At 66.0% G+C, this 22,577-nt stretch carries 20 protein-coding genes, 1 tRNA gene and 1 pseudogene; 13 read left to right on the top strand and 9 right to left on the bottom strand.

Going from position 1 to position 22,577, the window contains the following annotated elements; genetic code table 11:
• Window positions 1-4: 4 nt before the first annotated feature.
• From AC0IYS_RS01075 to AC0IYS_RS01065, 3 genes are read right to left on the bottom strand one after another with little or no spacing between them, the layout of a single operon-like run.
• The gene (locus AC0IYS_RS01075) at window positions 5-916 is read right to left on the bottom strand and encodes an N-acetylglucosamine kinase (protein WP_471708773.1); all 912 of its coding nucleotides are present in this window, start codon (window positions 914-916) and stop codon (window positions 5-7) included.
• Window positions 917-918: 2 nt separating this feature from the next.
• Entirely contained in the window at window positions 919-2,601 is a 1,683-nt protein-coding gene (locus tag AC0IYS_RS01070) for a glycoside hydrolase family 10-like protein (RefSeq protein ID WP_471703448.1), read from the bottom strand.
• 42 nt (window positions 2,602-2,643) lie between these two features.
• Window positions 2,644-3,906 (bottom strand): MFS transporter, encoded by a 1,263-nt coding sequence (locus AC0IYS_RS01065; RefSeq protein WP_471703447.1) that lies wholly within the window; start codon window positions 3,904-3,906, stop codon window positions 2,644-2,646.
• 89 nt (window positions 3,907-3,995) lie between these two features.
• Between AC0IYS_RS01065 and AC0IYS_RS01060 the strand changes: the two genes are divergently transcribed.
• The gene (locus tag AC0IYS_RS01060; RefSeq protein ID WP_471703446.1) at window positions 3,996-4,235 is read left to right on the top strand and encodes a hypothetical protein; all 240 of its coding nucleotides are present in this window, start codon (window positions 3,996-3,998) and stop codon (window positions 4,233-4,235) included.
• A gap of 10 nt (window positions 4,236-4,245) precedes the next feature.
• On the opposite strand, the gene AC0IYS_RS01055 is transcribed toward AC0IYS_RS01060, so the two are convergent.
• Window positions 4,246-5,139: an AraC family transcriptional regulator gene (locus AC0IYS_RS01055; RefSeq protein ID WP_471703445.1), complete on the bottom strand. Its 894-nt coding sequence runs from the start codon at window positions 5,137-5,139 to the stop codon at window positions 4,246-4,248.
• Between the two features lie 28 nt (window positions 5,140-5,167).
• Entirely contained in the window at window positions 5,168-5,908 is a 741-nt protein-coding gene (locus AC0IYS_RS01050) for a GntR family transcriptional regulator (protein ID WP_363507293.1), read from the bottom strand.
• A gap of 163 nt (window positions 5,909-6,071) precedes the next feature.
• Here AC0IYS_RS01050 and AC0IYS_RS01045 point away from each other — a divergent pair, with 163 nt between their 5' ends.
• From AC0IYS_RS01045 to AC0IYS_RS00995, 11 genes and pseudogenes are all read left to right on the top strand, one after another.
• A complete protein-coding gene (locus tag AC0IYS_RS01045) occupies window positions 6,072-6,518 on the top strand; it encodes a YchJ family protein (RefSeq protein WP_471703444.1) in 447 nt (148 codons plus the stop codon).
• Window positions 6,519-6,560: 42 nt separating this feature from the next.
• Window positions 6,561-8,183: a carboxyl transferase domain-containing protein gene (locus AC0IYS_RS01040; RefSeq protein ID WP_471703443.1), complete on the top strand. Its 1,623-nt coding sequence runs from the start codon at window positions 6,561-6,563 to the stop codon at window positions 8,181-8,183.
• Between the two features lie 8 nt (window positions 8,184-8,191).
• Window positions 8,192-9,130 carry a dienelactone hydrolase family protein gene (locus AC0IYS_RS01035; RefSeq protein ID WP_471703442.1) on the top strand — a complete coding sequence of 313 codons (939 nt, stop codon included), beginning with the start codon at window positions 8,192-8,194 and terminating at the stop codon, window positions 9,128-9,130.
• Window positions 9,131-9,132: 2 nt separating this feature from the next.
• A complete protein-coding gene (locus AC0IYS_RS01030) occupies window positions 9,133-9,921 on the top strand; it encodes an enoyl-CoA hydratase/isomerase family protein (RefSeq protein ID WP_471703441.1) in 789 nt (262 codons plus the stop codon).
• 16 nt (window positions 9,922-9,937) lie between these two features.
• Entirely contained in the window at window positions 9,938-11,272 is a 1,335-nt protein-coding gene (bioA, locus tag AC0IYS_RS01025) for an adenosylmethionine--8-amino-7-oxononanoate transaminase (protein ID WP_471703440.1), read from the top strand.
• A 2-nt stretch (window positions 11,273-11,274) separates the two neighbouring features.
• Window positions 11,275-12,483 (top strand): 8-amino-7-oxononanoate synthase, encoded by a 1,209-nt coding sequence (gene bioF, locus AC0IYS_RS01020; RefSeq protein WP_471703439.1) that lies wholly within the window; start codon window positions 11,275-11,277, stop codon window positions 12,481-12,483.
• Window positions 12,480-13,298, top strand: coding sequence for a dethiobiotin synthase (bioD, locus tag AC0IYS_RS01015; RefSeq protein ID WP_471703438.1), 819 nt, complete (start codon window positions 12,480-12,482; stop codon window positions 13,296-13,298). The genes bioF and bioD overlap by 4 nt, the downstream gene beginning before the upstream one ends.
• A 28-nt stretch (window positions 13,299-13,326) precedes the next feature.
• On the top strand, window positions 13,327-14,376 hold the full coding sequence (gene bioB, locus AC0IYS_RS01010; RefSeq protein ID WP_471703437.1) for a biotin synthase BioB: 1,050 nt from the start codon (window positions 13,327-13,329) through the stop codon (window positions 14,374-14,376).
• A gap of 113 nt (window positions 14,377-14,489) precedes the next feature.
• Window positions 14,490-16,527 (top strand): annotated as a pseudogene (locus tag AC0IYS_RS01005) (acetyl/propionyl/methylcrotonyl-CoA carboxylase subunit alpha).
• 20 nt (window positions 16,528-16,547) lie between these two features.
• Entirely contained in the window at window positions 16,548-17,480 is a 933-nt protein-coding gene (locus tag AC0IYS_RS01000; protein WP_471703436.1) for a 2-hydroxyacid dehydrogenase, read from the top strand.
• A 2-nt stretch (window positions 17,481-17,482) separates the two neighbouring features.
• On the top strand, window positions 17,483-18,394 hold the full coding sequence (locus AC0IYS_RS00995; protein WP_471703435.1) for a hydroxymethylglutaryl-CoA lyase: 912 nt from the start codon (window positions 17,483-17,485) through the stop codon (window positions 18,392-18,394).
• 150 nt (window positions 18,395-18,544) lie between these two features.
• Here AC0IYS_RS00995 and AC0IYS_RS00990 read toward each other — a convergent pair whose 3' ends face one another.
• The 3 genes from AC0IYS_RS00990 to AC0IYS_RS00980 all read right to left on the bottom strand — a co-directional run bounded on the left by AC0IYS_RS00990 (window position 18,545) and on the right by AC0IYS_RS00980 (window position 20,804).
• Window positions 18,545-19,279, bottom strand: a complete 735-nt coding sequence (locus tag AC0IYS_RS00990) for a LytR/AlgR family response regulator transcription factor (RefSeq protein WP_471703434.1) — start codon at window positions 19,277-19,279, stop codon at window positions 18,545-18,547.
• Entirely contained in the window at window positions 19,276-20,574 is a 1,299-nt protein-coding gene (locus AC0IYS_RS00985; RefSeq protein ID WP_471703433.1) for a sensor histidine kinase, read from the bottom strand. Before AC0IYS_RS00985 ends, AC0IYS_RS00990 begins: the two co-directional genes overlap by 4 nt.
• Before the next feature lie 153 nt (window positions 20,575-20,727).
• Window positions 20,728-20,804: transfer RNA gene (locus tag AC0IYS_RS00980), tRNA-Pro, on the bottom strand.
• Between the two features lie 124 nt (window positions 20,805-20,928).
• On the opposite strand from AC0IYS_RS00980, the gene AC0IYS_RS00975 reads away from it, so the two are divergent.
• Complete coding sequence (locus tag AC0IYS_RS00975; RefSeq protein ID WP_471703432.1) at window positions 20,929-21,579, top strand: hypothetical protein; 651 nt, start codon at window positions 20,929-20,931, stop codon at window positions 21,577-21,579.
• On the opposite strand, the gene rsmI is transcribed toward AC0IYS_RS00975, so the two are convergent.
• Window positions 21,580-22,488, bottom strand: a complete 909-nt coding sequence (gene rsmI, locus AC0IYS_RS00970) for a 16S rRNA (cytidine(1402)-2'-O)-methyltransferase (RefSeq protein WP_471703431.1) — start codon at window positions 22,486-22,488, stop codon at window positions 21,580-21,582.
• Between the last annotated feature and the right edge of the window lie 89 nt (window positions 22,489-22,577).

Genomic DNA, 22,577 nt, shown 5'->3' with positions numbered 1-22,577 from the left:
CGATTCAATTTAGTGAGTTTAGAGCAATACGGGCCGCCGCGTGGTGCCCTTTTGTTGCGCGCTGCGTCAGCAACAACGCTTCGGGCATCGCCGCGCGCATCGTTTGCGCAATCAGCGGATGCAAGGTGGCGGCGCGTCCGGCCAATGCAATGGGACGCGGCCCGTAGCGGCGCACCAGCGCCAGCGCGATGCGCGCCAGTTCGCGGCCGGCCTGTTCGAGGATGCCGCGCGCGACCGGATCGGCGTCGGCACTGGCGGCGACGGCCAGCGCCAGCCGCCCGATCGCGCCCCGCTCCTGCCCGTAAATAAACTGACGCGACAAGGCCCAGTCGCTGCCGCCGACGTGGTCCAACACAGCGCGCGCCATGGCCGAACGTTGCCACGCGCCGGGCTCCTCGTCCTCCAGGCGCCAGATGTGGCGCATCGCCTCGCGCGCGATCCAGAAGCCGCCGCCGCCGTCGTCCAGGGTCACGCCGCGTCCGCCGGCGCGGTGGAACTGGCCGTCCGGTGCGATCCAGGCAGCGATCGAGCCGGTGCCGGCGTACACCAGATAGCCTTCGCCGGGCGCGAAGCCGTCCAGATAGGCGATTTCGATATCGCTGCGCACGGTCACGGCGGCCGGCGCGACGTTCAGCAATTCGGCCAGCCATTGCGCCGGCAAGCCGGCGGCGCCGTCGAATCCGGTCAGGCCTGCGCACACGGCCACAGGCCGGCCGGCGGCCAGCGCCCGCACCCGCACCTGCGCCGCCAAGGCAGCGAACACCGCGCGCACGGCGTCGCGGCCGGCGTCGTTGCCCATCTGCGTGGCCGACATGCCGTCGACCGCGCCCTCGGCCACGATGACGCCGGCCGCATCGGCCAGCGCCCAGCGGGTTTGCGTGCCGCCCGCGTCGATGCCGAGGCCCAGGCCGTTCATCATCACCCGCGCTTGTAAACGCTGATGCGCGGGCTTTCATTGCCCAGCCGGTCGACTGCGCTGACCACCACCATCTCGGCCGCCTGTCCGGCCGCATCGTCCGCCAGCAGCAACACCGCGCGCGACGCGGGCGCCACGGCGAAGCGCCACTCGGCACCGTAGCGGCTCCAGATCGCGTAATGCGTCACCGGCTTGCCGCCGCCGGCCGCCAGCCGCAGGCCAACGCCCTGCGATTCGCGCTTGGCGGTGGCGCTCGGCGCGGTCGGCAGCTCGGCGCCCAGCCACGGCGTGGCCGGCGACAGCGCCGGCGCCTGGTAGGTGCGCGCCTTGAGCTGGTCGGTGATGCCCTTGCGGTTCTCCATCAGCGCGGCGACGGAGAAGTGCAGATGGCCACGGGCGCCGGCGCGGCTGCGGGTAACGCCGATCTGCTTGACGATCTCCTCCGGCGCGAACGTCTTGGCGGTGTTGTCGATGCGGCTGGTGTAGAGCCCGGGCCAGACGTGGCGCGCGCGCGTGTTCTGCGCCAGCCAGTAATCGAGCAGCACGTCGAACGCCTGCGGCGCCTGCGCCACCGGCCAGTACAGCTGCGGCGCCAAATAGTCGAGCCAGCCGTTGTTGAGCCATAGTTCGGCGTCCGCGTACAGCTTGTCGTACTGGCTCAGGCCGACGATGCCGGCCGGGCGCCGGTCCGGCCGGCCGATGCCGAAGGGGCTGATGCCGAAGCGCACCCAGCTTTTTTCCTTGTGGATGCCGATATACAGCGCCTGGATCAGCGCATTGACGTTCTGGCGCCGCCAGTGCGGCCGGTCCAGGGTGCCGCCGCCGAGCAGATAGCGCTGCCACGACGGCTGGTCCGGAAATTCCAGCTCCTGCCTGCCGCCGCCACCGCCCGCGCCGCCGTCCAGCGCCACGCCCTCCGGGCCGGCCGCGTTGGGCGTGTCGATCGGATACGGATAGAAATAATCGTCGATGTGCACGCCATCGATGTCGTAGCGTCGCACCACGTCGAGGATGACGTCGAGCGTGCGCTGCGAGGCGGCCGACTCGCCCGGGTCCATCCACAGGTAGCGGCCGTAGGTCTTGACCGCTTCCGGGTTGGTGTTGGCGATGTGGTTGCGCGCCAGCGCCGACTTGGCCGTCGCGTGGCGGGCGCGGTAGGGGTTGAACCAGGCGTGCAGCTCGAGCCCGCGCGCGTGCGCCTGCTCGATCCAGAATTGCAGCGGATCGTAGCCGCCCTTGGGCGCGCGGCCCTGCTGGCCGGTCAGGAACTCCGACCACGGCTCGAGTTCGGACGGATAGATCGCGTCGGCGCTTGGACGCACCTGCAACACGATGGCGTTCAGGTTGAGCGCCTTGCAGCGCTCCAGGATGGCGACGGCTTCGGCCTGCTGCTTCTCGGAACTCAGGTTGCTGCGGCTGGGCCAATCGATATTGGCAACCGTGGACACCCAGGCGGCGCGGAACTCGCGCGGCGCCGGCGGCGGCATGTTCGGATCGAACGGCAGCGGTGGCGGCGCGATGGCGCCCGGCGGGCGCGGCGTGCCGGGCGAGGGCGGCGGCGGGGTGGCGCCATCGGCGGCGGGCGCCGACGGCGTACTTGAACAACCTTCCAGCAGCGCCGCCATGACGCCGGCCACGCCGGCGGTCAAGGTCAGCCGTTTCTTTGCATTAAAAACCAAAACCATTCCCCGATACAGTTGAGCCTTCTATTGTAAAGCCGGGGACGTCTATTTCTTACCGAATTCAATCGGGATACGCACCCTGGCGGTCATGAAAAACGCCGGCAGGGTCGAAATACATGCCCAGATGAAAAACTTTTGATAGCCCAAATGGTCCTGGATCCAGCCGCTGACCATTCCCGGCAGCATCATGCCGAGCGCCATGAAGCCGGTGCAGATGGCGTAATGGGCGGTCTTGTGCTCGCCGTCGGCCACCAGGATCATGTACAGCATGAAGGCGGCGAAGCCGAAGCCGTAGCCGAACTGCTCGACCGCCAGGCAGGCCGAAATGAGCACGGTATCGGTCGGCAACGCCGTCGCCAGGTAGACGAACACCAGGTCCGGCACGTGCATGACGAACACCATCGGCCACAGCGCGCGCTTGAGGCCGAAGCGCGAAATGACCACGCCGCCGGCCAGGCCGCCCAGCACCAGCGCGCACACGCCGATGGTGCCGTAGACCAGCCCGAACTGCGATGTGGTCAAGCCCAGGCCGCCCTGGTCGCGCGGATCGAGCAGGAACGGCGCCGCCATTTTGAGCAGTTGCGCCTCGCCCAGCCGGTACAGCAGCAGGAAGCCGAGGATGGCAACGATGCCCGGCTTCCGGAAAAAGCTGCGGAAAGTATCGATAAAATCGCTCCACAGCGCGCCGCCGCCGGCATGGCTGCGGTCGGACTCAGGGCGTGGCAGCACGAAATGGTGATAGGCGCACAGCAGCAGGAACAGCGCCGACATCACGCCGAACACCACCGACCAGGCCCAGGCCGGATCGCCGCTGGACTTGATCAACTCGCCGGCCATGTAGACGATGCCGCCCTGGCCGGCGATCATCGCCAGCTTGTAAAAGGCGCTGCGCACGCCGACGAAGGCCGCCTGCTGGCCCTGGGTCGGCAGGCCCAGCATGTAATAGCCGTCGGAGGCGATATCGTGGGTGGCCGAGCTGAACGCCATCAGCCACAGCACGGCCAGGCTCATGGCGAAGAATTGCGGCAGGTGCAGCGTCAGCGCCACGCACGCCAGCGACGCGCCCGTCAGCAGTTGCAGCAGCACGATCCAGCGCCGCTTGGTGCCGACCAGTTCGACCAGCGGCGACCACAGCGGCTTGATCACCCAAGGCAGGTACAGCCAGGCCGTATAAAACGCCAGATCGGTGTTGGAGATGCCCAGGTTTTTATACATCACCGTCGACAGCATCATCACCGCGACATAGGGCACGGCCTGGCTAAAGGAAATGCTGGGCACCCAGCTCCACGGGTTGCGTTGTTGCTTCATACTTCCTTTCGCGGCGGCCGCTGCTGTTATGCTCACGGCAGTTACCATACGCACACAACGAACAATACGCAACCGAGCGCCGCCAAATCATGTACCTGCTGACTTTTTTGCTGATCCTGCTGTCCTACCCGCTGATGTTTTTGATGATTACGGTCTACATCTTCGGGCCGCTGAACATGTACCTGGGCTACCGCGCCTACCGCGGCACACTGAACAAGCATCCAAGCCTGAGCGCCGGGCGCAAGCTGTGGGCCGCCCGGGCGCTGCTGGCGGCGGCGGCCTCGTTCGCCTTCCAGGTTTATTTGATCACTACCCAATACAAAGCCTGACCCGGCCGCGTTACAGTATTGCCGCCCGCCCCCGCAGGCGGCTGGCATCGGTGGCGGGCGCCTCGCCATACAGGCGCCCATACTCGCGGCTGAACTGGGAGGCGCTGTCGTAGCCGACCTTGAACGCTGCCTGCGCCGCGTCCATGCCCTCGGCCACCATCAGCCGCCGCGCCTCCTGCAGCCGCAAGCGGGTCCGGTACTGAATCGGACTCAAGTGCGTGATCGACTTGAAATGCGCATGCAGCGACGACGGACTCATGCCGGCCTGCTCGGCCAGCACATCGATCGTGATCGGCTCGCGATAATGGTCCCTGATCCAGCCGATCGCCCGCGACACCTGGTTCAGGCTGCGGTCGCCGCTGGCGATATGATGCATGACGGCCCGCGCCGGCCCGGTGGCCAGCCGATAGATGATTTCCTGCTCGATCAACGGCGCCAGGGTCGCAATGTCGGCCGGCGTGTCGAGCAATGCCACCAGCCTGGTGAACGCGTCCACCAGTTGCGGCGTCGTCTCATGAACCGCCAGCCCGCGCACGGGACCGGATGTCCCATCCTGCCGGACGGCGGCGTCGACTTTCAACGCCAGCCTGGTCAACTCCGGCCGGTTGAAGCGGTAATACACGCACAAATAGGGCCGCGCCACCGTGGCCTCGGTCACCGCGCCGACGGCCGGCACGTCCACCGCCGCGATCAGATAACGGCTACTGTCGTAGTTCAATATCTGCTCGCCGGCCAGCACTTGCTTGCTGCCCTGCGCCATCACGCAAATGGACGGTTCGTAGACCGCCGGCATCGGCGTGGTCGGCGTGGACGAGCGGATCAAGGTCACGCCGGGCAGGGCGCAATCGTGCATGCCGTCCGCTGGCGCGTGGCGCAGCATCAATGAGGTCAGTTTGTCGGGCATGATCGTGGCGCCAGTGCCGGCGTCGGGGTCAGGTCGCGCGCCGCATCTCGGCGACGAAGTCGTAATGGTCACTATGACAATATGAATGCGTCAACTCCATCGCCTCGCCCGATTCAAGATAAGCAATACGCGTGATGTACAGCACCGCTTGCCCCTCCGGCACGCCCAGCTGGCGCGCCAGGTCGGCCGACGCGTTCATCGCGCGGATGTGCTGCAGCGCCCGCACCGGCGACTGGCCGATGCTGTCGAGATACTGGTACAGGGAGGCGCCGACCGCGTCCGGGTCGTTGAGCACCGTCTGCGGCAACACGCTGACCTCGTAGGCCATGACCACGTCGTCGGCCAGCCGCAGGCGCTCGAGCCGCGCCACCTTCGAATACGGCGACAGGCCCAGGCTCAGCTGCTCCTCGGGCGTGGGCGTGACGATCGCCCGCTTGAGCCAGCGCGAGCCCGGCACGTGGCCGCGCTGCTGCAACTGCTCCGAAAAACTGGTCAGGTTCGACAACGGCTGCTCGATGCGCGGCGCGATGTAGTTGCCCGAACCGCGCCGGCGCACCACCAGGCCCTGGTCGACCAGCTGGTCGATGGCCTTGCGCGCGGTCACCCGCGAAACGTTGAGCAACTCCGACAGCGCCCGCTCGGACGGCAGCGCCTGGTCCACCTGATAGCGGCCGTTATGCACATCGTCGCTCAATTTCCGGGCAATCTGCATGTACAGGGGCGAACTGTCGTTGGCGTCCGCCTTGAATTCAAAACCACTCTGGCTCATTTGTTTCTCCTAACCCCCCTAGTGTAATAGCGATACGCAAGCCCGTGCGCCCGCAAGGCCGTAAAACACATTATTTAGTGCGCCCGGCGAAACGCGGGGCGGTGCGCAAGCGGCCCATTTGGCGGATAATGCTGGCTTGTCACACCAGCCCGTCCTGCCACCCATGTCCAAGAAGTCCGCCGCGCCCGCCGGCTGCCCATGCGGCGGCCCGTCCCTCGCGGCCTGCTGCGGCCCCTATATCGCGGGCGCCGCCATCCCGCCCACCGCCGAAACGCTGATGCGCTCGCGTTACACCGCCTATGGCCTGCGCGACGAGCCCTACCTGCTGGCCACCTGGCACGCCAGCACCCGCCCGAGCGAGCCGATCCTGAGCGACGAAGAAAAATTGCAATGGTTGGGACTTGAGGTAAAATCTGCTTTACGTTTACGTCAACGTAAAGCGAAAGTTGCCGAGCAAACAATTGATCCGGACCGTGACACGGTCGAATTCGTCGCCCGTTTCAAGGTCAACGGCAAGGCGCAGCGCCTGCACGAGATCAGCAACTTCGTGCGCGAGCCGGCCGAGGGCGGCCCGCGCTGGTATTACGTTGACGGTAGTTTTCCCGAATAATCATCACGACGCGTGCGAGACCACGCGCACAAAGGAAAAACAATGCCGCAGATCGAAAGCAAGCTCAATCCCCGCAGCGAGGACTTCAAGGCCAACGCCGCCGCCATGCGGGCCGTCGTCGACGACCTGCGCGCCAAGGTCGCCAAAATCGCGGCCGGCGGCGGCGAGGCGGCGTCGGCCAAGCACGTCGCGCGCGGCAAACTGCTGCCGCGCGACCGCGTGCAAATGCTGCTCGATCCCGGCACGCCCTTCCTCGAACTGTCGCAGATGGCCGCCTACGGCATGTACCAGGACGCCAACGGCGCCGACGCCGCGCCGGCGGCCGGCATCATCACCGGCATCGGCCGCGTGGCGGGCCAGGAGTGCGTCATCGTCTGCAACGACGCCACCGTCAAGGGCGGCACCTACTACCCGATGACGGTCAAGAAGCACCTGCGCGCGCAGGAAATCGCCGACCAGAACAACCTGCCTTGCATCTACCTGGTTGACTCGGGCGGCGCCAACCTGCCCAACCAGGACGACGTCTTCCCCGACCGCGACCACTTCGGCCGCATCTTCTACAACCAGGCCAACCTGTCGGCCAAGGGCATTCCGCAGATCGCCGTCGTCATGGGGTCTTGCACGGCCGGCGGCGCCTACGTGCCGGCCATGAGCGACGAATCGATCATCGTCAAGGACCAGGGCACGATTTTCCTCGGCGGTCCGCCGCTGGTGAAGGCGGCCACCGGCGAGGTGGTGACGGCCGAGGACCTGGGCGGCGGCGACGTCCACACCCGCCTGTCCGGCGTGGCCGACCATCTGGCGCAGAACGATCTGCACGCGCTGTCGCTGGCGCGCACCATCGTCTCGAATTTGAACCGCACCAAGCCGCAGCAGGGCGCGTTGCGCGAAGCGGAAGAGCCGAAATACGCCACCGAAGAATTGTACGGCGTGATCCCGGTCGACACCCGCAAGCCGTTCGACGTGCGCGAGGTGATCGCCCGCATCGTCGACGGCAGCGAATTCGATGAATTCAAGGCGCGCTACGGCACCACGCTGATCTGCGGCTTCGCCCACATCTTCGGCATGAAGGTGGGCATCATCGCCAACAACGGCATCCTGTTCTCGGAATCGGCATTGAAGGGCGCGCATTTCATCGAGCTGTGCGCCCAGCGCAAGATCCCGCTGGTGTTCCTGCAAAATATCACCGGCTTCATGGTCGGGCGAAAATACGAAAACGAGGGCATCGCTCGCAACGGCGCCAAGATGGTCACCGCCGTCGCCACCGCCGCCGTGCCCAAGTTCACCGTCATCATCGGCGGCAGCTTCGGCGCCGGCAATTACGGCATGTGCGGCCGCGCGTTTTCGCCGCGCTTCATGTGGATGTGGCCAAACGCGCGCATCTCCGTCATGGGCGGCGACCAGGCGGCATCGGTGCTGGCCACCGTCAAGCGTGACGGCATCGAGGGCAAGGGCGGTTCGTGGACGGCGGAGGAGGAAGCGGCCTTCAAGCAGCCGATCAAGGACCAGTACGAGCACCAGGGCCACCCGTATTACGCCACCGCGCGCCTGTGGGACGACGGCGTCATCGACCCGGCCGACACCCGCATGGTGCTGGGCCTGGGCCTGTCGGCCGCGCTCAACGCCGAAATCCCCGACACCAAGTTCGGTGTCTTCAGGATGTAACGACGACCATGCACCATCGACTGCCACCCCGTCACCGTTTGGCCGCGCCTTTATGCGCGCTTCTTTGCGTGCTGGCGTGCGCCCGCGCCGGCGCGCAGGAGGGGACGCAGGTGAAGATGCTGCAGCCGCTGACGGCGCCCGGGCAGTCGCTGCCGCTGGTCGAGAAACGCATGGGCGAACAAGTGGTCGACGTCCCCGCCACCATCGGCGGCGACCCGATCACCTTGCAAACGACGATCTTCAAACCACCGGGCAACGGCCCGTTCCCGGTGCTGTTCATGAACCACGGTAAATCGGGCGGCGCCGACGCCCACCAGCAGGAGCGTGCCCGCTACGTCGTGCTGTCGAAGCAGTTCGTACGGCGCGGCTACGCAGTCGTGATCCCGATGCGGCTGGGTTTTGCCGGCTCGGGCGGCATCTACGTCAACTCCCACTGCCGCGCCGAGAAAAACGGCGACGACCAGGCCAACTCCCTTTTCTTCGCGATGCAATACGCGATGAAGCAGCCGTGGGCCGATCAAACCCACGTGCTGCTGGCCGGCCAGTCGCACGGCGGCCTGACGGCCATCGCCGCCGGCAGCCACAATATCAGCGGTGTGCGCGGCGTGATCAACTTCGCCGGTGGCGTCAACAGCCGCTCCAAGTGCGACTGGCAGGGCGCGCTGGTCGACGCCTTCAAGGCCTATGGCGCGCGCAGCAAGGTGCCGACGCTGTGGTTCTACGGCGCCAACGACGCCCACTTCGGACCGAAGCTGGCCGAGGACCTGTACGCGGCCTACACAGGCGCCGGCGGCAAGGCCCAACTGGTCGCCTTCGGCCCTTTCAAGAAGGACGCGCACACGATGGTGTTGAGCGCGGACGGCGTGCCAATCTGGCTGCCGGAGACCGAACGCTTTCTCAAAACGATCGGCATGCCGACCGAAATCAAGTACGCAATCAAGGAGTAGGCATGGCTTTCACCACACTGAATGTTACCCGCGACGGCAAAATCGCCACCGTCACGCTGAACCGGCCGGACACGCGCAATGCCTTCAACGAAGAGACCATCGCCGAAATCACCCGCGCCTTCCGCGAACTGGGTGCGGACGACGAGCTGCGCGCCATCGTGCTGGCCGCGAACGGCCCGGCCTTCTGCGCCGGCGCCGATTTGAACTGGATGAAAAAAATGGCGGGCTACACGCACGCCGAAAACCATGCCGACGCCCTGCAACTGGCGGAGATGCTGCGCACGATCTACCTGTGTCCCAAGCCCGTGGTGGCCAAGGTGCAGGGCGATTGCTACGCCGGCGGCATGGGCCTGGTGGCCGCCTGCGATATCATCGTCGCGGTCGACGAGGCCAACTTCTGCCTGAGTGAAGTGAAACTGGGCCTGATCCCCGCGACCATTTCGCCCTACGTGATCAGGGCCATGGGCGAAAACGCGTCGCGCCGCTACTTCCTGACGGCGGAGCGCTTCTCCGCCGGCGAAGCGCTGCGCATCGGCTTCGCCCACGAGGTGGTGGCCGCCGACGCCCTCGACGCCAAGGTGGCGGAGATCGTTAAGGCGATGGTCAACAACAGCCCCAACGCGGTGCGGCAAGCCAAGGCGCTGGTGCGCGACGTCGTCGGGCGACCAGTGAACGATGCGCTGCTGGCCGATACCGCCGAGCGCATCGCGCATATCCGCGCATCGGAGCAGGGCCGCGAAGGCGTGGCCTCGTTCCTCGAAAAGCGCAAGCCGAACTGGCTGACGCATTAAAGACATCGGAGTTTCCTTGCAAGACAAAACACAAAGCGAATGGGTGGCACGCAGCCTGCGCAGCGTATGGCATCCATGCACGCAAATGCAGCACCACGAGACGGTGCCCTTGATCCCGGTCAGCCGGGGCAAGGGCGCGTGGCTGTACGACCATGACGGCCGCCGCTACCTGGACGCGATCAGTTCCTGGTGGGTGAATCTGTTCGGCCACGCCAACCCGCGCATCAACGCCGCGCTGAAGGACCAGCTGGATACGCTGGAACACGCCATGCTGGCCGGCTTCACGCACGAACCGGTGATCGAGCTGTCGGAAAAACTGTCGGCCCTGACCGGCCATGTGCTGGGCCACAGCTTCTACGCCAGCGACGGCGCCTCGGCGGTGGAAATCGCGCTTAAAATGAGCTTCCACTCGTGGCGCAACAACGGCAAGGCCGGCAAGCAGGAATTCGTCTGCCTCAAGGGCAGCTACCACGGCGAGACCATCGGCGCGCTGGCCGTCACCGACGTCGCCCTGTTCAAGGACGCCTACGGCCCGCTGCTGCGCGCCTCGCAGACCGTGATGTCGCCGGACGCCCGCAATGCCAACGCCGCCGAAGGTGAAACCGCCGAAGGCGTGGCGCGCCGCGCCGCCGCCGACGTCGAACGCCTGTTCGTGGAAAAAGCCGACAAGATCGCCGCCATCATCATCGAACCGCTGGTGCAATGCGCCACCGGCATGGCGATGCACGACCCGCTGTACCTCAAACTGGTGCGTGAACTGTGCGACCGCCACCAGGTGCACCTGATCCTCGACGAAATCGCCGTCGGCTGCGGCCGCACCGGCACCTTCTTCGCCTGCGAGCAGGCCGCCGTCTGGCCGGACTTCCTGTGCCTGTCCAAGGGCATCAGCGGCGGCTACCTGCCGCTGTCGCTGGTGATGACGCGCGACGACATCTACCAGGCCTTCTACAGCAGCGACGTCACGCGCGGCTTCCTGCACTCGCACTCGTACACCGGCAACCCGCTGGCCTGCCGCGCCGCGCTGGCGACCTTGCAAATCTTCGAGGAAGATAATGTCCTCGACGCGAACAAGGTCAAGGCGGCGCGGCTGACGGCCGCGCTGCAACCGCTGGCGCAGCACAAACAGGTGCGCAACTTCCGCCAGCGCGGCATGATCTGGGCCTTCGACGCCATCGGCGCCACGCCGGACTTTTCGCGCCGCTTCTTCGCCACGGCGGTCGAGCATGAACTGCTGATGCGCCCCATCGGCGCCACCGTCTACATGATGCCCCCGTATATCCTGTCCGACGAAGAAATCGACGGCCTGGCCGCCAACACGCTGGCCGTGTTCGACAAAACGATGGCGGGCTGACGATGGAACTGCTGAACAAACTCACCGTCCAGCTGCGCGCGCTCGACGAGCAAAGCCTGATCCGCAAGCGCCGCACCGTCGACACGCCATGCGGCGCCCGCGTGTCGGTCGACGGCCGCCAGTTGCTAGCCTTCTGCAGCAACGACTATCTGGGCCTGGCCAACCACCCGAAGCTCAAGCTCGCGCTGCAGGAAGGGGCGGCGATCTACGGCGTCGGCAGCGGCGCCTCGCACATGATCAGCGGCCATGTCCGCGCCCACGCCATGCTGGAGGAGCGCCTGGCCGAATTCGTCGGCGCCCATCTGGAATCGGCGCGCGCGCTGACCTTCTGCACCGGCTACATGGCCAACCTCGCCATCATCACCGGCCTGACCGCCGGCGACCGCGAGGCCGAGATCTTCTCCGAATCGCTCAACCACGCCTCCCTGATCGACGGCGCCCGCCTGTCGCGCGCCAAGGTCACCGTCTACCCGCACGCCGACCTGGAGGCGCTGGGCGCCATGCTCGCGGCCAGCAACGCTGCTACCAAGCTGGTAGTGACGGACAGCGTTTTCAGCATGGATGGCGACTTGGCGCCGCTGCCCGCCCTTCTTGCGTTGTGCGAACAACACGGCGCCTGGCTGGTCATCGACGACGCCCACGGCTTCGGCACCCTGGGCGACCATGGACGGGGCGCGCTGGAGCATTTCAACCTGCGCTCGCCCTACCTGGTCTATATGGGCACCTTGGGCAAGGCGGCCGGCGTCGGCGGCGCCTTCGTGGCCGCCCACGAGACGGTGATCGAGACGCTGATCCAGAAAGCCCGCCCCTACATCTTCACCACCGCTACGCCGCCGGCGCTGGCGCACGCCCTGCTGACCAGCATCGACCTGATCGAGGGCCAGGAAGGCATAAAACGGCGCGCGCACCTTGCCGCATTGGTGGCACAATTGGACGATGGCGAGGTTGGGCTCAAACTGCGTCGCTGGCGGCGGTTGCCGTCGGTGACGGCGATCCAACCTATCCTGATCGGCGATAATGCCGAAACCATGCGCGCCGGCGCGGCTCTGTACGAACGGGGGCTGTGGGTCGGCACTATCCGTCCGCCCACCGTCGCGCCAGGCACATCGCGCCTGCGGGTGACGCTGTCGGCGGCCCATAGCAGCATGGAAGTGGCGCAGCTGATCACCGCGCTGAATAATTTGGATGCCTTCGGAAAGGACGTCAGATGAGTCTCGATGATCCCGTCATAGCAGTCGATATACCGTCCGACGCGCCAGCGGTCGAAGATGTACTGGAGCAGGAGCCAGAGATGCAGCCGGCGGTGCTGGCCGGGGGCCTGCCGCCGCGCTTTTGCTGCTTCGTCACCGGCACCGACACGGAAATCGGCAAGACGCTGGTCTCGTCGGCGATGCTGCACGCCTTGGTGAAGGCCGGCGTGCGCGCCTGCGGCATGAAGCCGGTGGCCGCCGGCGCCGAGCTGCGCGACGGCGAATGGCACAACGACGACTGCGACCAGCTGGCCGCCGCCGGCAACGTCCACCTGCTGCCGACGATTACCACGCCGTTCCTGCTCAAGGAGCCGGCCGCGCCGCACATCGCCGCCGCGCTCGAGGGCGTCACCATTTCGGCGGTGCCGATCCTGGCCGCCTATGTCGAAATCAACGCCGCCTCCGACGCCGTGGTGGTCGAGGGCGTGGGCGGCTTCCGCGTGCCGCTCAACGACGAATTCGACACCGCCGACCTGGCCGAGCAGCTCGCGCTGCCGGTGGTGCTGGTGGTCGGGCTGCGGCTCGGCTGCATCAGCCACGCGCTGCTGACGGTCGAGGCGATCGAAGCGCGCGGCCTGACGGTGATCGGCTGGGTCGCCAACGAGACCCAGGCCGACATGGCCTTTGCCGACGAAAACGTCGCCGCGCTGGCGCAGCGCATCGACGCGCCGCTGCTGGGACGCATCCCGCGCCTGGACAACCCCAGCGCGGAGGCGGCCGCCGCCCATATCGATTTTACCGGGCTGCCCAACTGGCCAACCCGGAACAAACTTTGAACGAACTTTGAACAGACAAGGAAACACGATGTCCCTGACCACCCTCCAAGAACCTAAAACCGTCGCCCTGCACCGTCCGACCGCCGCGATCACCCTGCCGCCGGCGGCGACCTGGCCGCTGGAAGACGTGATGGCGCTGTTCGACCTGCCGTTCAATGACCTGATGTTCAAGGCGCAGCAAACGCACCGCCTCAACTTCCCGGACGGCGACGTCGAACTGGCCACGCTGTTGTCGATCAAGACCGGCGGCTGCGAGGAAGACTGCGGCTACTGCCCGCAAGCGGCGCGCTACGACACCGGCGTCGAAGCCAAGAAGATCCTCGACATCGACACGGTGCTCGACGCCGCCCGCCAGGCCAAGGACAACGGCGCCACCCGGTTCTGCATGGGCGCCGCCTGGCGCAGCCCGAAGGACCGCGACATGGACAAGGTCGAGGAGATGGTGCGCGAAGTGAAGGCGCTCGGCCTGGAAACCTGCGCCACCCTGGGCATGCTGGAGGAAAGCCAGGCGCAGCGCCTGAAGGACGCCGGCCTGGATTACTACAACCACAACCTGGACACCGCGCCCGAGTTCTACGACAACGTCATCTCGACCCGCGAATACCAGGACCGCCTGGACACGCTGGGCCGCATCCGTGAAGCGGGCCTGAAAGTCTGCTGCGGCGGCATCGTCGGCATGGGCGAGACGCGCCTGCAGCGCGCCGGCTTGATCGCGCAGCTGGCCAACCTGAACCCGTATCCGGAATCGGTGCCGGTCAACCACCTGGTGCAGGTCGAAGGCACGCCGCTGTACGGCATGGACCCGCTGGACCCGTTCGAATTCGTGCGCACCATCGCCGTCGCCCGCATCACGATGCCGAAGGCCCGCGTGCGCCTGTCGGCGGGCCGCCGCCAGATGGGCGAAGCGGTACAAGCGATGTGCTTCATGGCCGGCGCCAATTCGATCTTCTACGGCGACAAGCTGCTGACGACCGAAAATCCGGAAGCGGAGGACGACCGCAACCTGCTGGCGAAACTGGGCCTCAAAACCCGTGGCGCCGTGCTGGATTCGGCGCCGAAGGAAAAGTGCGGCTGCTAACCCGCAAAGCTGGGCGGGGTCGTACCCCGTACGGGGTACGACCCCAAACCCCCGGCGCGGGCGAACCTGCGTCGCGGTGGTGGGTTAAAAACAAAAAATAAACGGAGACAAAAATGTTCACCAAAATCCTGATCGCAAACCGTGGCGAGATCGCCTGCCGGGTCGCCGCCACCGCACGCCGCATGGGCATCAAAACCGTCGCCGTTTACTCCGAGGCCGACGCCAACGCCAAGCACGTCGCCGTCTGCGACGAAGCGGTGCTGATCGGCCCCGCCGCCGCCAAGGAGAGCTACCTGTGCGGCGACAAGATCATCGCCGTCGCCAAGGCCACCGGCGCGCAAGCGATCCACCCCGGCTACGGCTTCCTGTCCGAGAACGCTGCCTTCGCGGACGCCTGCGCCGAGGCGGGCCTGGTCTTCATCGGCCCGCCGGCATCGGCGATGCGCGCGATGGGCTCCAAGTCCGCCGCCAAGTCGCTGATGGAAAAGGCCAACGTGCCGCTGGTGCCGGGCTATCACGGTGAACAGCAGGACGCCGACTTCCTGCACACGCAAGCCGACAAGATCGGCTACCCGGTGCTGCTCAAGGCCTCGGCCGGCGGCGGCGGCAAGGGCATGCGCGTGATCGAGAACTCGGCGCAGTTCAAGGACGCGCTGGCGTCGTGCAAGCGCGAGGCGATCAGCTCCTTCGGCGACGACAAGGTGCTGGCGGAGAAATACCTCCAGCGTCCGCGCCACATTGAAATCCAGGTCTTCGCCGACACCCTCGGCAACTGCATCTACCTGTTCGAGCGCGATTGCTCGGTGCAGCGCCGCCACCAGAAGGTATTGGAGGAAGCGCCAGCGCCGAATATGACGGCCGAGCGCCGCGCCGCCATGGGCGAGGCTGCGGTGGCCGCCGCCAAGGCGGTCGGCTATGTCGGCGCCGGCACGGTGGAATTCATCGCCAACCAGGACGGCTCGTTCTACTTCATGGAGATGAACACCCGCCTGCAAGTCGAGCATCCCGTCACCGAGATGATCACCGGGACCGACCTGGTGGAATGGCAGCTGCGCGTGGCCGCCGGCGAACCGCTGCCGAAACAGCAGCACGAACTGGCCATCAACGGCCACGCCATCGAGGCGCGCATCTACGCCGAGAATCCGGAAAAGGCTTCCTGCCGTCGATCGGCACCTTGCGCCATGTGGCCACGCCGGACGCCGTCTCGTTCGAGCTTGGCGGCGCGATTAATCTGCCGGCCGGCGTGCGCATCGATTCCGGCGTGCGCGCCGGCGACGCCATCTCGCCGTTCTACGATCCGATGATCGCCAAGTTGATCGTCTGGGGCGCGGACCGCAAGCAGGCGCTGGCCCGCATGGCGCAGGCGCTGTCCGAATACCAGGTGGTCGGCCTGGCGACCAACATCGCCTTCCTCAAACGCTTGGTCGAAGGCCAGGCCTTCTCCACCGCCGATCTGGACACGGGCCTGATCGAACGCAATCAGGACGCGCTGTTCCCTGCGCCGCAGGCCGCGCCGAAAGCGGCGCTGGCCCTGGCCGTGGTGTCGCTGATCGCAGCCGAAAAACAAAGCGCCGCCGCGCAATCGCGCGCCAACCCGGCCGACCCGTGGGGCCAGGCGCTGGGCTGGCGCATGAACCAGCCTTACGTGCGCGCGTTGTCGTTCGCTGACGAATTCACCAGCGACCAGCCCTACACCACCCACGTCAGCTACCGCGCCGACGGCTGGCTGTTCAGCATGGGCGCGGGCGCGCAGCCCGAAGCCCTCAGCCTCACGTCCGAAGGCGCGAACGGCTACAGCATCAAGCTGGGCGACCAGGCCGTGCACGGCGCCGTGCGCCGCGACGGCGACGTGCTGCACGTCTTCACCGGCGGCGCGCACTACCAGTTGACCTACAACGACCCGATGGCCCACGCCGGCGAGACGGAGGCCGAAGGCGGCCGCCTGACCGCGCCGATGCCGGGCAAGGTGGTCGCGGTGCTGGCCACCAAAGGCCAGGAAGTGAAAAAGGGGATGCCCTCGTCATCATGGAAGCCATGAAAATGGAGCACACCATCGCCGCGCCGCACGATGGAGTGGTCGACGACATCCTCTACGGCGTTGGCGACCAGGTGGCCGATGGCGCACCGCTGCTGGCGTTCAAGACGGCGTAAGGAACGATCAGGAGATCATCATGCGCATTCTTTTACATCGCGCGGACGGCAAGACCGAGCCGTGGATCAAGGACTTCACCAAGTTCCTGCCCGAGGCGGAATTCGAGATCTGGCACGCCGGCGAAACCAGCCAGCCTTGCGATTACGCGGTGGTGTGGTCGCCGCCCGAAGCCATGCTGCCGGAGCTGGCGCAGGTCAAGGCGATCTTCAACACCGGCGCCGGCGTCGACGCGCTGCTGCGCTTCGGCGACGCCATTCCGCGCGAAGTGCCCATCATCCGCCTGGGCGACGCCGGCATGGCGGTGCAGATGGCCGAATACGTCACGTATTCGGTGCTGCGCTACTTCCGCCGCTTCGACGAATACGAGGCGCAGGCGCGCTCCGGCCTGTGGGCGCCGCTGCCGCAGCATACCAAGGGCGACTTCCCGATCGGGGTGCTGGGCATGGGCGTGCTGGGCACCCGCGTGCTCGAAGCGCTGGCGCCGTTCGGCTTCCCGCTGCGCGGCTGGAGCCGCAGCGAAAAGCGCATCCCGGGGGTGCAGTGCTACCACGGCAGCGATGGACTGGACACCTTCCTGCGCGGCAGCCGGGTGCTGGTCTGCATGCTGCCGCTGACGCCGGAGACGTCCAACCTGATCGACCGCACCAACATGGGCAAGCTGCCGGCCGGCGCCTTCATCATCAACGTCGCGCGCGGCGCGCACATCGCCGAACCGGATCTGCTGTCGCTGATCAAATCCGGCCACATCGCCGCCGCCACGCTGGACGTGTTTCGCAACGAGCCGCTGCCAGCGCAGCACCCGTTCTGGCAGGAGCCGCGCATCACGATCACGCCGCACATCTCGGCGCTGACCCTGCGGCGCGAAAGCGTGCAGCAGATCGCCGAGAAAATCCGCAAGCTCGAAAAGGGCGAACCCGTCGCCGACATCGTCGACCGCAACCAAGGATATTGAAGATGAACAGTCTGCCCCGGCAAGTAAAGATCGTCGAAGTGGGACCGCGCGACGGCCTGCAAAACGAAAAAGCCAGCGTGCCAGCCGACGTCAAGATCGAACTGGTGGACCGCCTCACCAGCGCCGGCTTCCAGAATATCGAAGCGGCGTCCTTCGTCTCGCCGAAATGGGTGCCGCAGATGGCCACCAGCACCGAGGTCATGGCCGGCATCGCGCGCAAGGACGGCGTGATCTACTCCGCGCTCACGCCCAACATGCAGGGCCTGACGGCGGCGCTGGCCGCGCGCGCCGACGAGGTGGTGATTTTCGGCTCGGCGTCGGAAGCGTTCTCGCAAAAGAACATCAACTGCTCGATCGCCGAATCGATCGCCCGCTTCGAGGAAGTGGCCAGGACCGCCAAGGACAACGGACTGCGCCTGCGCGGCAGCATCAGCTGCTCGTTCGGCTGCCCGTACCAGGGCGACGTGCCGCTCGACGCGGTGGCCGACGTGGTGGGCCGCATGCGCGACCTGGGCTGCGACGAAATCGACATTGCCGACACCATCGGCGTGGCCACGCCACGCAAGACACAGGCGGTGATGGAGCGCGCGATCCGCGAGTTCCGCGCCGACGGTCTGGCGGGGCACTTCCACGACACGTACGGGCAGGCGCTGGCCAACATCTACGCCAGCCTGGAGGTGGGCATCTCGATCTACCACTCGTCGGTGTCGGGACTGGGCGGCTGCCCGTACGCCAAGGGCGCGACCGGCAACGTCGCCACCGAGGACGTGCTGTACCTGATGCAGGGGCTGGGGATCGAAACCGGCATCGACCTCGATATCGTGGTCGATGCGGGCCAGTTCATCTCGCACTTCCTCGGCCGCAAAGGCGCCAGCCGCGCCGGCAACGCCATCGCCGCCAAGCGCGCGAATTAAAATCAAGCTATCGACGGCTCACACATGGCGGATTACGGCGTTCCGCCTAATCCGCCCTACGTGTCTCCATGGCCATTTGCGGTCGCGTTACGTGGAGACACGTAGGGCGGATTAGCGCAGCGTAATCCGCCATCTGCGATCCGCCGCCGACTACATCTGTCGGAACTGGCGCATGAACGCCTCGCTCACGGCGAGCCGCTCCGATCGTCCTTTCAAACGAATCTCCATCGCCGCTCCGTCGCGGTCGATACGCTCGATCGCCTCCAGGTTGACGATCGCCCCGCGATGCACCTGCGCGAACTGCCCCGGGTCCAGCTGCTCGATCAGGCTTTTCAGCGGCACCCGTATCAACGCGTCGCCGCTGGCGGTCACCACCCGCGTGTACTTGCCGTCCGACGTGAAGAACTGCACATCCTTCACCATCACCAGCCGCACCGAACTGCCGGTCGATGCCTTGATCCACTTCAGATAGACCGGTGCGGCGGCCTTGCCGAACAAGCGCTCCCACACTTCGGGCGCGACCACGCGGCTTTCGCGGTTCTTCAACCGTTTCACCGTTTGCAGCAGGCGCGCGGCCGACAGCGGCTTGACCAGATAGTCGGCGGCGCCGGCGTCGAAGGCATTCAACGCGTGTTCCGCATACGCGGTGACAAAAACGATCTGCGCCGATTCCGGCACATGCCGCGCCACCTCCAGCCCATTCAAGCCGGGTATCTGGATATCGAGAAAAACGATATCCGGGCGCAGCGCCTCCAGCATCGCCACCGCCTCGATGCCGTTTTCCGCCTGTCCTGCGATTTCCAGTTCGGGCCACAGCGCCGCCAGCTGGTCCGCCAGCTCGGCGCGCAGCAGCGGCTCGTCCTCGACGATCAAAGCGCTGGTCATGCCACCTCCAACACGGGCAACGGCACCGACAGCGTGGCCTCGACGCCGCCATCGTCCAGCGCCTCCACCGTCAGCGACGCGCCCTCTCCATACAACAGCCGCAAGCGCTCGTGGATGTTGGCCAGGCCGAGCCCCTGGCCCGGCTGATCGCTCAGGCCCGCGCCGTTGTCGCGCACCGTCAGCCGCAACGCACCGCCATCGACAGCCGCGCGTATAGTCAGATCGCCGGGACGCGTGGCGCTTTCCAGCCCATGCTTGATCGCGTTCTCCACCAGCGAAATCAGCATCGCCGGCGGAAACGGCAGCGCGCGCACCGCTTCATCGGCGTCGATGCGGAAGCGCAGCCGCTCGCCCATCCGTATCTGCATGATCGACAGATAATCGCCCGCCAGCGCCAGCTCGCGCCCCACGGTGGACGACACGGAGCGCATGTCCGGCAGGGCGCTTTGCAAGTAACCGACCAGATGATCAAGCATCAGCTGCGCCGTGTCGCCGTCGGTGCGAATCAGGTATTTGAGGTTGGCCAGGGTATTGAACAGAAAATGCGGCTCCACCTGCGCCTGCAGCGCAGACAGTTTCGCGTTCAACGCCGCGCGTTCCAGCTCGTGCTCGCGCCGCGCAAGTTGCAGCGTGTGGTGGCGGCGTTTGACTTCGACATGCAGATGATGGGCCACCGTCTGCACCGCGTCCCATGGCTCGCCCCTCTGCACCTGGAAAAACTCCAGGCCGAAGCGGCGCCGCACCAGGATTTGCGTCGGTTGCCCGGGTTCGCCGATCACCAGCACTTCCATGCGCCGCCATAGCCACAGCGTGTGTGGCGGCGAGATCCGGATCCTGCCCTTGAACTGCTGGTGCGAAAACGACGCCGGTCCCGGATAGCCCAGCGCCAGGCCCAGGGTCAGGCCGGACAAGGTTTCGGCGCACAGATCGAAGGTGCTGAGCGTGTCGAGCGGGGAGCTCACCGTCATGCTGGGCCGCGAGGAGATCATCTCCGGCGTCAGCGCCGTGCCGGCCTCGCGCAGCTTGCCGAGGTAACCGCACGCCATGGCGATGAGCACCGGGAACATGAGGATGAAATCGATCAGGGGTAACAGGTAGAACCAGTTGACGCTGTCGGCGACGTAGCCCTGCGACCACCAGGCATATGCGACGGGAAGCGACAGGCACAGGCCGCACACCAGCACCGCCGCCAGCGCATGCCGCAACAGCGTTTGCAAGAAATACCGGCGCACCAGCGATGGGTCGTGCTCGACAAGCGCAACCCTGGCGTTGAACGGCAATTTGAACGACATCATGGCGTCACCTCCGGTTTGAACTGAAGGCATTCTAGCGAGCCGTCCCGCGTTCCTGGGGCAGATGCGACCGACAGCCGAATTTGCGGGATGAACACGGTTTTGAAATGGAAAAACTCCCGTTTGACGTTGCCATCAAACGAGGGTTTTAAATACTGGTCGGAGTACAAGGATTCGAACCTTGGACCCCCTGGTCCCAAACCAGGTGCGCTACCGGGCTGCGCTACACTCCGAAGAAGCAAGATAATACAAGCTGCCCCAGTATCCGTCAAGTGCCGCTATAAAAATCATTATGTACCACCGCCGATTTTTTTCAAGGTAAGATCCCGGGGGTATGCATAACTTAACTAAAAAGCCATGAGCGCGACCTTGACCCTGGGCCAGCCCGCACGACTGCGGCGGCCCGGCATGGTGTGGGGCATCGCCGTTTCGGTGGTTTTGCATGCGCTGTTGATTTTCGGCTACCGGCTGACCTCGCCACAGGCGCCAGCCGGGTTGCCGCCAAGGGAGGCCATGACGGTGTGGCTGGTGCCGCCGCCCAAGCCGCCGGGGCCGGTGGTCCTCAAGCTTGAGCCGCCGCCGGTCAAGCAGGCTCAGCCGCGCGAACGCGATAGGAAGGTCGAGGTGGCCCGGGCGGGCAAACCAGCGCCAGCGCAAGCGGACAAGGCGGAGGACAAGCCGTCGCAGGCGATCACTATGCCGGCGTCGGCCAACAATCTGCCCGATCCGCTATATCCGGAGCAAGCCAAGCAGCAGGCCAAGCAGTTCGATATGAACGCGGCACTGAAGACGGCGCGTAAAGTGGCGAATGAGAAAGACCCGGCGCGCGCGGGCTTGCCCGTCGCGCAGCTGGGTGACCATCCGCTTTATCCCGAGCAGACGGGGACCGAGCTGGCGACCAAAATGGAAGGCGCCAAGCGTAAAAGTTGCCTCAACCAGCCCGGCGCCAACCTGCTGACGCCGCTATTCTGGTTGTTGGAAAAGAAGGATCACGGCTGCAAGTTCTGATCAGTCTTCTTCTTTCAGTTGCAACGCACGGTCGTACAGCGCGTTTTTCTTGCGGCCGGTGATCTGGGCGGCCAGGTTGGCGGCTTGCTTGACCGAGCATTCGGTCAGCAAGATCTTCAAAATCCGCTCGGCTTCGACATCCTGCTCGTCCTCGGCCGCCGGTGCGCCGGCCAGCAGCACGACGAATTCGCCCTTTTCGCGGTGCGGATCGGCCTTGATCCACGCCTCCGCCTCCGACAACGGGCAGCGGTGGATTTCCTCGAACATCTTGGTCAGCTCGCGCGCGAACACCACTTCGCGCTCCGGCTCGAACGCGGACGCCAGCGCCACGGCGCAATCGAGTATCCGGTGCGGCGCCTCGTAGAAAACCATCGTCGCCGTCACCGCGCGCAATGTGCCAAGGAAATTCTCGCGCTGCTTGGCCTTGGCCGGCAGGAAGCCGACAAAGTAAAACTGGTCATTGACCAATCCGCTGGCCGACAAGGCCGTGACCGCCGCCGACGCCCCCGGCAGCGGCAACACGCGCAAACCGGCCGCCCGCACCGCGTCGACGATGCGCGCGCCCGGATCGGACACGCCCGGCGTGCCGGCGTCCGACACCAGCGCGATGCGCTCGCCGCCCTGCAAACGCGCGATCAGGGTCTCGGCCACCTCGCGCTCGTTGTGCTGGTGCGCGGCGATGAGCGGCTTGTGCAGCCCGAAACGGGTCATCAGCTGCGCCGTGTTGCGCGTATCCTCGCAGGCGACCGCGTCGACCAGGCTCAAAACGTGCAACGCGCGCAGTGTAATATCGGTCACATTGCCGATGGGGGTCGCCACGATATACAAGGTTGCGCTAGGATAGGCCTGGTGCGCCGTTTCACCCAGCACGGGAAGGGTGGAAATGGCGCGGGAATCTTGGTCGGTCATTGGGGGTCGAATGAAAAGTATGAGGTTGTCGCTGCGGTGTGCGGCTATTACGACGATTGCGGCGGTCACGGCCGTCGCCTTGAGTGGCT

The sequence above is a fragment of the Duganella sp. AC237 genome (genome assembly GCF_979254035.1).
Note: the sequence above shows the minus strand (reverse complement) of the source record. Positions and strands in the feature narration are given on the sequence as shown.